9 protein-coding genes are annotated in these 12195 nt (G+C 41.2%); 2 read left to right on the top strand and 7 right to left on the bottom strand.

The genetic code is table 11. The annotated features are described in order from the left end of the window. Nucleotides 1-96: 96 nt before the first annotated feature. The 7 genes from ABZR88_RS13105 to ABZR88_RS13075 form a co-directional block, all read right to left on the bottom strand. Complete coding sequence (locus ABZR88_RS13105) at nt 97-1389, bottom strand: TolC family protein (RefSeq protein WP_369434690.1); 1293 nt, start codon at nt 1387-1389, stop codon at nt 97-99. 40 nt (nt 1390-1429) lie between these two features. After that, on the bottom strand, nt 1430-2113 hold the full coding sequence (locus ABZR88_RS13100) for an ABC transporter ATP-binding protein (protein ID WP_107826901.1): 684 nt from the start codon (nt 2111-2113) through the stop codon (nt 1430-1432). 29 nt (nt 2114-2142) lie between these two features. After that, nucleotides 2143-4341, bottom strand: coding sequence for an ABC transporter permease (locus tag ABZR88_RS13095; protein WP_107826902.1), 2199 nt, complete (start codon nt 4339-4341; stop codon nt 2143-2145). 70 nt (nt 4342-4411) lie between these two features. Beyond that, on the bottom strand, nt 4412-4552 hold the full coding sequence (locus ABZR88_RS13090) for a hypothetical protein (RefSeq protein ID WP_170113533.1): 141 nt from the start codon (nt 4550-4552) through the stop codon (nt 4412-4414). A 2-nt stretch (nt 4553-4554) separates the two neighbouring features. Continuing rightward, a complete protein-coding gene (locus tag ABZR88_RS13085) occupies nt 4555-6960 on the bottom strand; it encodes an ABC transporter permease (protein ID WP_107826903.1) in 2406 nt (801 codons plus the stop codon). A 109-nt stretch (nt 6961-7069) separates the two neighbouring features. Continuing rightward, nucleotides 7070-7747: an ABC transporter ATP-binding protein gene (locus ABZR88_RS13080; protein ID WP_107826904.1), complete on the bottom strand. Its 678-nt coding sequence runs from the start codon at nt 7745-7747 to the stop codon at nt 7070-7072. A gap of 51 nt (nt 7748-7798) precedes the next feature. Next, on the bottom strand, nt 7799-9052 hold the full coding sequence (locus ABZR88_RS13075) for an efflux RND transporter periplasmic adaptor subunit (protein ID WP_107826905.1): 1254 nt from the start codon (nt 9050-9052) through the stop codon (nt 7799-7801). 306 nt (nt 9053-9358) lie between these two features. On the opposite strand from ABZR88_RS13075, the gene ABZR88_RS13070 reads away from it, so the two are divergent. Both ABZR88_RS13070 and ABZR88_RS13065 read left to right on the top strand, forming a co-directional pair. After that, nucleotides 9359-10714 (top strand): sigma-54 dependent transcriptional regulator, encoded by a 1356-nt coding sequence (locus ABZR88_RS13070; RefSeq protein ID WP_107826906.1) that lies wholly within the window; start codon nt 9359-9361, stop codon nt 10712-10714. After that, nucleotides 10704-12062 (top strand): PAS domain-containing sensor histidine kinase, encoded by a 1359-nt coding sequence (locus ABZR88_RS13065; protein ID WP_107826907.1) that lies wholly within the window; start codon nt 10704-10706, stop codon nt 12060-12062. Before ABZR88_RS13070 ends, ABZR88_RS13065 begins: the two co-directional genes overlap by 11 nt. Nucleotides 12063-12195 lie beyond the last annotated feature (133 nt).

The raw sequence follows: 12195 nt of genomic DNA, 5'->3' as shown, positions 1-12195 counted from the left end.
TCAGGTATTTCATTAAGAAATTCATTTGGGATTTCATACCATCCTGACGACAGAAGTTGATGTTCCAATGCACCAATAAAGCAGTTACAGATTGAATTACAACTTACCCTGATAATAATCAAGCATCCTGCTATAGATCAAATAATCATACCGGGCGGTTATTAAATTTAAGTTTGCCGCGTCTACATTATTTTTTGAGATGATAAAGTCGACAGAAGTTAACACCCCCGCTTCAAAACGAATTTTTGAGATGCGGAAACTTTCTGTATATGCCTTAACAGCATCCTGCAAGGCTAAGTACCGGTTTTGTGCCGCAGTCATGTTGTAATAAGTTTGTTCTACATTTTGAAGTAAGACCGTTCTCGTATTCTCTTGCAGGTCTTTATAGCTATTCAGACTTATTTTGGCTATGGCTATGTTATTTTTTTGGGTATGACCTGTAAACAACGGAATGCTAAGATTTAAGCCAATATTAGTGGCGTAGTTATTTTTAAACTGATCAAAATAAGATGTATTCTGGCTTGCACTTGAATAGTTGGTATTTATACTGCCGCCCAGCGTTAGCGTAGGGAACAAACGGCTTTTTTGCATTTGCAGGCTTTTTTCGGCACTCTCCCTTTTTAATATGGCTGCTTTAATCTGGGGTAATTGTTGCAATGCAATTTCATAGATCTGCTGCGGATTAAGACTGTACCTGGCAGCAGGCTCTGCTGGGTTTAATGCCTGTAGCTCAGCGTCAGGCTGGTAAGCAATATTCATTAATTGGAACAAGCTTAGCTTTGCTGCATTTAATGCGTTTTTTGCGTTTACCACGTTAACCTTGTTGGTGGCATATATGCCTCGTTGATCATAAATGTCAGATGCTGCTTTATTATTTCCTTGTTGCTCCTGTATCTCCAGCCTCTCCAGCACCTCTTTTGAAACTGCCAGATTGCTTTGGGTTTGCAATAATGTTTCTTCGGCATTCAGTACGGCCATGTAATTTGTAATTACATTTATGGTAACCTGGTCTTTTGCAGCTTGCAGGTCCATTTTACCTGCTTTGTAGGCCAGCAGGGCCTGTTTAATATTATTTTGCAGCGCTAAGCCATTAAACAAGGTTACCCCAGTGTTTAATCCATAACTATCATTAGTGAACGACTGGTTTATATAAGTATTTGTAATGGAATTTACGCCACGGCCCTGATTTAATGACCGGCTGGCATTACCGGTTAACGAGGGCAGCAGGTTTTCTTTGCTCTGCTTATAGTTAATGCTGTCAACCAGCATCGTATTGTTTGTTTGCTTAACCTCCAGGTTGTTTTTTACGGCTATATCAATGCATTGCTGCAGCGTAATTACGTTATTTTGTTGTGCATGTGCTAAAACAGAGCATGTTAACAAAAACAACGTTAAAAGATGTTTTTTAAACGGCATCATATCTACGGGTTTATGGTCGGGCTTTTACAGATGATGCTATCCGGCCATCCAGCAGCTCAATGATTCTGGAACCATAGCCCGCATTTTTTTCGTTATGTGTTACCTGTATAATAGTAACACCATCTTCTTTATTCAGCTTTTTAAATAGTTCCATTATTTCTTCGCCTTGTTTTGAATTAAGATTACCGGTAGGCTCATCGGCCAGTAGCAATTTGGGTTTACTTATAAGCGCGCGGGCTACACCAACCAACTGTTGCTGCCCTCCTGATAGCTGAGATGGGAAAAGATCTTTTTTGCCTACAATCTGGAAACGGTCGAGCGCATCAGCAACCAGTGCTTTACGTTCGCTCGCTTTTATGTTTTGGTAAATGAGCGGTGTTTCTATATTTTCAAACACGGTCAGTTCGTCAATTAAATGATAGGCCTGAAAAACAAAACCAACATGCTGTTTATACAATGCCGAACGCTGTTTTTCTTTAAGCTGATGAACTGGTTGATCTGCAAAGTAGTAATAGCCATCGGTAGGCTCATCCAGCATGCCTATTATATGTAGCAATGTTGATTTTCCAGACCCGGAGGGGCCCATAACAGATACAAATTCGCCCTGCTCAATGTCAAGATTGATATTGTTTAGCACTGTTACTTTATTGCCGCCTGTGTGATAAGATTTTGAAATATTTTTTAGGGATAGCATACTTTTTAATCTATGTTTTATAAACCGATTTACTCGCTGCGTAAACTTTTTACCGGATTGGCTACTGCCGCTTTGATAGCCTGAAAACTAACGGTAATTAAAGCAATGGCCGAGGCCATAAAAGCAGTAAGCGCAAATACCCACCACTTAATTTCAATACGATAAGCGAAATTTTGCAGGTATTTGCTCATCATTAGCAATGCTATTGGGCCAGCTATTACTATGGCTATAAGTACCAGTTTGAGAAAATCCATCGAAAGCAAACCGGTTATATGGGTAACAGATGCCCCCAGCACTTTACGGATCCCAATTTCTTTGGTGCGTTGTATGGCCAGCAGTGATATAAGCCCCAGTAAACCCAGGCAACTGATAAAGATGGCAACCACGGCGCTGGAGCTGATCAGCTTGTTTAGCAGGTCTTCTTTTCTATAAAAATCGGCCACTTGCTCGTCCAGAAAACGGTATTCAAATACATGTTCCGGATACACCGATTGCCACTGTTTTTTTATGCGATCAATAACAGCCGAAGATTCATTGGTGTTGATCTTTACAGCAGCATATTGATACCGGTATCTGAACGTGGTGATATACTCTGGCCCGATAGGTGCGTAAAAAGATTTGGCATGAAAATCTTTAACCACGCCTACAATGGTTCCGGCATTGCCAGACAGATCGCCGGCAGTAAACTGTTTGCCAATTACCTGTTCAGGATCATTAAAACCTAGCATATGCATCAGCGTTTCGTTAATCAGGTATTCGCGGGGCTTGTCGCTTTCCCTGAAATTACGCCCGGCAACCAGTCGGATGCCGAAGGTTTTAACGTAATTGGCATCGGCTACAGTGGTAGCCCCGGCAAACTTTTCCCAGTCGCGGGTATCATATTTTATTGAACCGCCATTGGCATTATCCGAAGCCGGTGCATTGTGGCAAAAGGAAACGTTTGTTATTGCAGGATCGTTTAGCAGCTGATTGCGTAAATAGTCGGTTTGGCTTTGCCCGTTACCGGGTATAGGCAGCATAATTACTGCATCTTTGTTAAAGCCAAGATCAGCCGTTCTGAGGTATTTAACCTGCATGGCAATAATAATGGTGCTTATAATCAGCACCTGGGCAACTATATTTTGAACAATAATTAACCCCTTACGGCCCAAAACGGTGGTGCGTGTTTGCTTGCCAACCTGATTTTTTAAGGCATCAGCCGGTTTAAACCGGCTTAAAATAAGTGCGGGGTACGAGCCTGCCACCAATGTAACGATGATTAAGCCCGCTGCAATAAAACCGGCAAGGCGGTAATCTGTAAAAACATTAAAGCTTAGTTGCGTGTGTACCCAGCTATTTAAAATTGGCAAACTTACCGTTACAATAACAAATGATAGTAGCGCCGCAAAAGTTACTATGTAAGCTGTTTCGGCAATAAATTGCAGGAATATAGCCTGGGGCGTGCTTCCCAAAACCTTACGTGTACCAATTTCTTTGGCCCGCTTAAAACTTTGGGCCGTGGCCATATTAATGAAATTGACGCAGGCAATAATAAGCAGCAATAGCGCAATGGCGCCCAGGGTAGTTAGCAATGAGTGCTGAATAACACCGGTAAAGCGGCCATCGAAATGCATTTCGCTTAGGGGCAACAGTATAAAATGAAATGCTTTTGCCATATTGGCGCCTTGGGCTTTGATGTTTAGCTGAGCAATGTTTCGCTCAACATCCCGCGGATTAGCGCCCGGCCGTAAGCAGAAGTAAACAGAATTGGTAGAGTTGATAAAGCTCCATTGTTTTTTCAGGTCTTTAACAAAGTCGGGGTAGATGTTATCCAACGTTGCTAATGATAGAAAAAGATCTGATTTAATATCCGTATTAGCCGGATGATCTTTCACCACACCGGTAACTTTGAAGGTGTTTTTATTATCTACAACAATAGTTTTGCCCATTACATCCTGGCCGCCAAAATATTTTTCGGCAAGGCCATGACTCAGTACAACCGTATTGGGTTCGGCGAGTGCCGTGTTTTTGTTGCCTTGTTCCCACTCATAGTCAAACAGGTTAAAAAAATGCCCGTCGGTAATGCCGATGTTCTCATGCTCGGCAAACATTCTTTTGGTGGTCTGATTATTTTGCGGAATGGCCACATTGATATTATGCATTCTCAGCAGTATGCCAATTTCCTTTACCCGTGGATCGCTCGCCTTTACATCGCGGGCCAGTGCTAGCGGCGCACCCTGGTCATACATGGGTTTGCCATCGTCAAAGGTTAGCCAGTTTACTACCCTGTATACCTGTTTGGCATCATGATGATAAGTGTCAAAACTTAAATGATAGCTGATACAGGTATAATATAATACTGCAACCCATACTCAGCGCCAACCCGAATATATTTATAGCAGTATAAAACTGATGCTTCCACAGGTTGCGCCAGGCTATTTTCAGATAGTTCTTTAACATAGTTATTCGCTTCTTAAACTTTTTATGGGGTTGGCCAATGCGGCTTTAATAATTTGTATCCAGATCAATAGCATTGTTATTAACGTTAGGCCTATTATAGCTACAACAAACGGAGAGGGTGTAATAGCAACCCTGTAGGCATAATCATTAAGCCAGTGTTGCATAATAATATAGGCAAATGGACAGGCGATAATACATGCGATCAATACAATACTTAAAAACTCCTTCAAAAACAAAAACGAAATGCCCGACACCGAAGATCCTAATATTCTTCGTATACCTATTTCTTTGATACGTTTTTGAATACTTAATGATATCAGGCCAATTACCCCCAAAAGCACAATAACAATGGCCAACGTGGTAGCTATATAGGCTGTTTTTTTTAATTGGATTTCGGTTGCATATAATTTGGTTAGCGCATCATCCATAAAATGATATTCAAAAGGCGCCTGTGGCATTAATTCAGACCACCTCTTCTGCAAGGCGTCAATATTTTGCTGCAAATGGCCCGGTTTAAGTCTAAAAGAAAGATATCGGTATTGCTTAATAAAATAAACATTAGTATACAGTAATGGCTGTATGGGTTCATGCATTGACGCAAAGTGAAAATCAGCGGTGACGCCGCAAATTGTAAATACTTTGTCCAGATATATTATCTTTTGCTGTAAAGCATCGGCAGCACTATTCCAGCCTAATGCTTTCCGCTCCGTTTCATTAATCACCACGCTGCTAGAATCAGCCGCTATAAGGGGATTAAAGAATTGGCCTGCCTTTAGTGGAATATTGAAAGTATTGACAAATTGGTTATCTACAACCAGGTTCTGTGTGGTAATGCCTTGCAGTGCAGATGTACCTTGTTTATATACATTGTTCTTTCGCCATTCTACATCCATGCCATCAGGTATTTCCCATGAAAGCGTGGCACTGCTTACCTGTGGCAAAAGAGCAAGCTGAGACCGTATGGACTCTATTTTTTGGATACCCTTGAGCGACCAATTTCTCGGTGCTTGTGCATAAACCACGTAATCTTTATCGTAACCTAGATTTCCATTAAAAAATAAGCTGATCTGCTGAGAAATGATTATAGCACCTATCACCACAATGGCTGCCGTAACAAACTGAAATGCGATCAACATTTTGCGTAACCACACATGTTCTTTTACAAAACTGAGTTTGCCCTTAAGAGAGTCTATGGTTCCTAATGCTGATAACACCAAGGCAGGATAAATCCCGGCAAGTAGTCCCATTAGTAAAGAAAACGCGATGGGAATAAGGATAAAATATGCAGGAAAATCAAGAATTCTAAATATATCCCTGCCTAATGCACCGCTAAAATAAGGCCTTGCCAAAATGTAAATAATGAGCGCCAATACCGTTGAAAGCATAACCGTAAGTACCGATTCGGCCAGGAATTGAATAATCAGATGCTTGCGTAAACCGCCTATTACTTTACGTATGCCCATCTCCTGCATCCGGCCCGATGAGCGGCCGATGCAAATGTTCACGAAATTTATGGTTGCCATTAGCAAAATAAAAAACGCTACACAGCAAAGCGTCCCGGTCATCTTTTTTACCAAATTATTATTGGCTTGCAGATGGTAGTCTTTTATGGGTACAAGGTAGGGTGTAAGATTGCCTCTTATCTCATCATCGGTTTCATTCTTATTGATCAGATCAAGCATTGCTCTTTCAACATCTGTTGACTTTACACCTTTTTGCAGTTCGATATAACAAGTAATACCAGAATTATCCCATCCGTCCAGCGTACGAAGAGATTTATTTAAACTTCCATTTACAAAGAATTGAAACTTATTATCGCCGTCTAACCCGGTAATTGTGTTTGCCGGAATTTTATCCAGTACACCTGTAACTATATAATCATGATTACCGCCAGCAAAATCTTCAATATTGAGCGTTTGGCCTATTACATCTGTTTTGCCAAAGTATTTATTAGCAATTTCAGTCGTTATCACTACCGAAAACGGCCCGGTGAACGCAGATTTAGCATCGCCATACAATAACTTAAAGCCATACATATTTAATAATGTACTATCCCCCACTTGTAAGCGCTCACGGAAATGTTTATCATTCTTAGATACATTTGTAAAGGCCAATGCCGAATTATAGTAGTTGGCTATCAGACTGGGGTAATTTTCTTTTAAGGCTTTAGGTAATGCTGCAACAGAGGTAGCTTCAATGCCTATATTGGGGTTTTTCCATTTGCTCTGTATAACGTACTGATTATCGCAGTCTTTAATGCTGCGGTTCACCTGTAATTCACCCCAAACATAAGCGCCAATTAACATTGCAAAAGCGATACCAACCGCCAGGCCTAATAAATTTATAATAGAGAAAATCTTGTTTTTCCAAAGATTACGCCAGGCTATTTTCAGATAGTTTGTAAGCATGACACCCCTCCTAACCTCCCCAAAGGGGAGGGACTTTGTTTAATATTTTTAATATTCATTTTATAATTCTTGCCCATCTGCTTCCTCCTTTCGGGTAGGCCGGGTGGGCTTATATCATCATATTTTCCAGCACTGTTTGCCCATCCAACAGACGGATAATGCGATGGCTGTAGCGGGCATCGTGCTCGCTGTGGGTTACCATGATGATGGTTGTGCCCTGATCATTCAGGTCGGTTAGTAACTGCATTACCTCGTTGCCGTTATTACTGTCCAGGTTACCGGTAGGTTCATCGGCCAAAATGAGTTTAGGTTTATTTACTACGGCACGTGCAATGGCCACGCGCTGTTGCTGCCCGCCAGATAGCTGCTGCGGATAATGATTGCGGCGATGCATGATCTGCATCCTTTTTAAAACCTCCTCGGTTATTTTAACCCGCTCGGCAGATGGTACGCCTGTATAGATCAGCGGTAGCTCCACGTTCTCAAAAACAGTAAGCTCATCTATCAGATTAAAACTCTGAAATACAAAACCAATATTATGCTTGCGCAGATCTGCGCGTTTGCGTTCGTTAAAATGGGCTACTTCAATGTCGTTAAACAGATAGCTGCCTGAGTCCACATCGTCTAACATGCCCAGAATATTAAGCAGCGTTGATTTGCCGCAACCAGAGGGGCCCATAATGGCTACAAACTCACCCTTTTTTACTTCGATACTTAGTTTATTCAGCGCAATGGTTTCTACCTCTTCTGTTCGGTAAAATTTTTCAATAGCTGTTATCTTTATCATTTAGCCTCCTCGGTTACTCACCAAATAACCTGTTATTAAATAGTGTAATTATTATTTCTTTAATACCAACTCCTGTATGTCGCCATACGTTTCATAACTGGATGTGATTACCTTGTCGCCCGGTTTTAGTCCTTTTATTACTTCGTAATAATCGGGGCTTTGCCGGTTTAGCTGAATATCTGTTTTATAGGCGGTTTTGCCATCGTCGCTCACTTTAAATATCCAGTTACCACCAGTTTGCTGATAAAAGCCTCCCCTAGGCAACAATAATGCTGGCATTTCATCACTAAAAGTAAGTCTGATCTGCAAGGTTTGCCCTTTTCTTAGTGCTTTAGGTGATGCGCCGACAAATGCCATATCCACATCAAACTGCCCGTTGTTAACCTGTGTAAAAACTTTTTTTACGGTTAGCTTATAGGTTTGCTCATCTGTAGTGTAATAGGCTATCAGCCCCGTAAACACTCTGGAAATATAGTGCTCATCAACGCTTGCCCTTATTTTAAAGCCCGACAGTACATCCATTTGCCCCAGGTGCTCGCCTTTGTTTTTGTTCTGCCCAACCTCGGCATCCATGGCCGTTAATTGCCCGCTAATGGGCGCTCTCACAATCAGGTCGCCAACCTTTTTCTTCATCAGTTCAAGCGTGCTTTTCATATTGTCGTATGATTCTTTTGCTTGTGTAACCTGCTGCCGGGTAGCTGTCGAGTCCTGTTTTAAGATCTGTGTGGTTAACTTCTTTTTGCGCACTGCATAATCATAGGCGTTTACTGCGGCCTGGTATTCCTGCAATCCAATGGCTTTTTGAGCGTACAGATTTTTATCTAATTTATATATCCTGTCTGCTTCTTTTAAAGCATTATCCACATCGGCCATTGTTTGCAATTTACCTATAGTGTTTTGCTGCGCCTGATCGTGCGATATCTGCATTTGGGTTAAAACGTTAAATACGGCCGTTTGCTGGTTAGCCAGGCTCAATTCCAGATCTGTGTTAGCAAGCTTTAATATAGGGTCTCCCCTTTTTAACATGGCGCCGTCCTCAACATATTTCTCTTCTACACGTCCGCCTTCTATCGCATCAAGGTAGATAGTGGTAACAGGCATCACTATGCCGTTAACGGGTATAAATTCCTGAAACGGTCCTTTCTTTATTTCGCTAATTGTTATCCGTTCCGCATCAACATTGAGCTTGCTGGTGCCCGAAGTAAAAAAAATGCTGCCTGCAACCAGCAACAGTAAGGCCGTTAATCCTGCAACGCCCATTACCCTTTTATTCTTCCATTTGCTTTTTTCTAATTTTCTATCCACGCTGTTAACAAGTATACATAGCCGCTATTAATAGTTGTGCCAATAAGATAATGATCTCATTTACAAATAATTAAAATTTAAAATAAAAGCGATGCCGCACGCTTGCGTTACACTACTGTTCGATTATGATACAGTTTATAATCGTTCGTTTTTTGAATTGATTGTTTGCCAGTTAGTTAGCAAGCTGGCAAATTAATTGCGGCTTTTTATGCAAAGTAGCATAGTATAAAATTGGCTTTTAACATTGGCCTTATAGATATATTTTTAACGGTTTTTGTCTACCTTAACCCTGCAACGTAGCAATTTATGATATTAAAAAAGGCCACTGTATTGGTTGTTGACGACGATTCTGACGTACTTACTGCTGTAAGGCTACTGCTTAAACCAGAAGCCGGGGAAGTAATTATAGAAAGAAATCCAGAAAATATAAATCAATTACTACAACGTAATCAGGTTGATATTTTATTACTGGATATGAACTTTAACAGTGCCATTAACACTGGAAACGAAGGTCTTTACTGGTTGCGGAAGATAAAAGCATTGAAACCGGGTTTGCTGGTAATTATGATAACAGCTTACGGAGAAATTGACCTGGCCGTACGCTGTTTAAAAGAAGGGGCCGATGATTTTGTGGTGAAACCCTGGCATAACGAGAAGCTTATTGAAACAATTAAAGAACTACTTGATAAAAAAGGTGCGGCCAAATTAACTAAACAGCCTGTAACCATCGCGACAACAACGGCCATTTTAGGCGCATCAGACATGATGCAGGATGTCTTTTATAAGGTAAGTAAGATAGCCCCAACAGATGCTAATATTTTAATACTTGGCGAAAACGGCACCGGTAAAGATTTAATGGCTAAAGCAATTCATGAGCAATCATTGCGGGCTCATAAGCCTTTTGTTAAAGTTGATGTAGGTGCCCTAACAGATACCTTGTTTGAAAGTGAACTTTTTGGCCATAAAAAGGGAGCGTTTACTGATGCCCGCGAAGACCGGCAGGGCCGCTTGGAGGCCGCAGAAGGAGGGACACTCTTTCTCGATGAAATAGGCAATATTACGCTGCAACAACAGGCTAAGCTGTTAACCGTGCTGCAAAACAGGCAGGTTACCCGTTTAGGGACCAATAAGTCCGTTGATATTGATATCAGATTAATTTGTGCTACCAACGTGCCATTACAAGACCTGGCAAACGAGAGCAGATTTCGGAAGGATTTGATATATCGTATAAATACGGTTGAGATTACCATGCCGCCACTGCGTAAGCGCAATAATGATGTTGTGCTGCTGGCCAAACACTTTGCGGATGTATATGCTAAAAAGTATTTAAAACCGGCAATTGATTTTGAGCCTTCGGCACTGCAAAAATTAAAGGCATATCATTATCCGGGCAATATAAGAGAGCTACAATACAGTATTGAACGGGCAGTTATAATGGCCGATGCCAGTTTGTTAAGGGCCGACGATATTATATTTTCTGCGCTCGAAACAGCAGTTAAGGTTGATCTGGAAAATGAAGAAAACCTCCTCCTGAGCAAAGTGGAAAGAAGCGCTATTCTCCGCGTAATTGAAAAACATAACGGTAATATTACCCGGGCAGCAAAAGAACTGGGGCTTACCCGTACTGCGCTTTACAGAAGATTAAACAAGTATGAAATCTGATAGGTTTGAATGGCGGCTGGTGTTGCAGGTGCTGGCATTATTTGCTTCGCTCTTGTTTATATCCTTTACCGTGATTAAAGGGGTGTATGTCTGTCTGTTTTTGGGCATACCGGTTGTTATTTATCAACTTATAAAATTGATCAGCTTTCAGAAAAAGGTGCAGGATGAAGTAATGCAGTTTGTAGCAGCCGTTCATTATCGCGATTTCTCCAGGCACTACGATGTTAAAAAAGCCCCCGCCCGGTTAAAACTGATCAGGGAGGGTTTTAACGAAATAAATGACACCTTAAAGCTTATCAGCCGCGAACGGGAAGCCCAATATCAATACCTGCAAAAGATCTTAGAACTTGTTGATACCGGGATAATTTCTTACGAACAGGAAACCGGGGAAACAGCGTGGATCAACGAATCGTTTAAATTATTGCTCGGCATACCATACCTTAAAAAAATACAAGCGATTGAAAAGCGCGAACCATCGCTTTATAAAGACATCATCAATCTTAAATCAGGCGAAAGCAAGGTGGTTACCATCTCGCGCAATCAGCAGCATATTAGCATCCTGGTAAGTGTAAGTGTGTTTAAGAGCGATGAAAAATACTATAAGTTACTTGCCTTTCAGAATGTAAGCGACGCCCTCGATGAAACAGAATCAAAGGCATGGCAAAAGCTACTGAGTGTGATGACGCATGAAATTATGAACTCGGTAGCACCTATATCATCACTGGCCGAAACATTGAAAAATCGCCTCAAGAGTCCGGAGTTCATTACCGGCATATCAGAGAATGATCTGGATGACATAGAGTTAGGCATTGATACCATCAGGCGTCGTAGCGACGGGCTGCTAAGATTTACAGAAAACTATCGCAATCTGAATAGAATTAATGCGCTGGACCTCAACCCGATATTAATAACCGACTTATTCGAGAATATAAGCGGCTTAATGCTGCCTTCGCTAGAAAAAAAGGGAATAGAGCTTGAAGTGGTTATAAAAGATCTTACGCTTGCCATTGAGGTTGACGTTAATTTGATAGAACAGGTATTGATTAATATTTTGGTTAATGCCACCGAAGCGGTGAAAGATAGCCCAAAACCTATTATTACATTAACGGCCGAACCTTTAGATAACAAAAAGGTGGGTATAAAGGTGTCTGACAATGGCATTGGCATGCATGCAGAATTATTAGATAAAATATTCATCCCCTTTTTTAGCACACGTAAAACTGGTAGCGGTATAGGCCTAAGTTTATGCAAACAAATTATGCTCCTGCATCGTGGAAATATACAGGTACAATCGGTTGAAGGTAAAGGGTCTACTTTTTTGCTACAGTTTAATATGGGGCGAGTTTAACCGGACAGCATTTTACAGACGTGATACAAGATGTAGCGATCGGCGTTATCTTCCAATTGCAACATAAAAGAGCCTTTGAATGCTTTATGGGCGATTAATGATCGTTAGAGGCCTCTTTTTTAGTTGTTAAATG

This window comes from Mucilaginibacter yixingensis, assembly GCF_041080815.1.
GTDB lineage: Bacteria > Bacteroidota > Bacteroidia > Sphingobacteriales > Sphingobacteriaceae > Mucilaginibacter > Mucilaginibacter yixingensis.
Note: the sequence above shows the minus strand (reverse complement) of the source record. Positions and strands in the feature narration are given on the sequence as shown.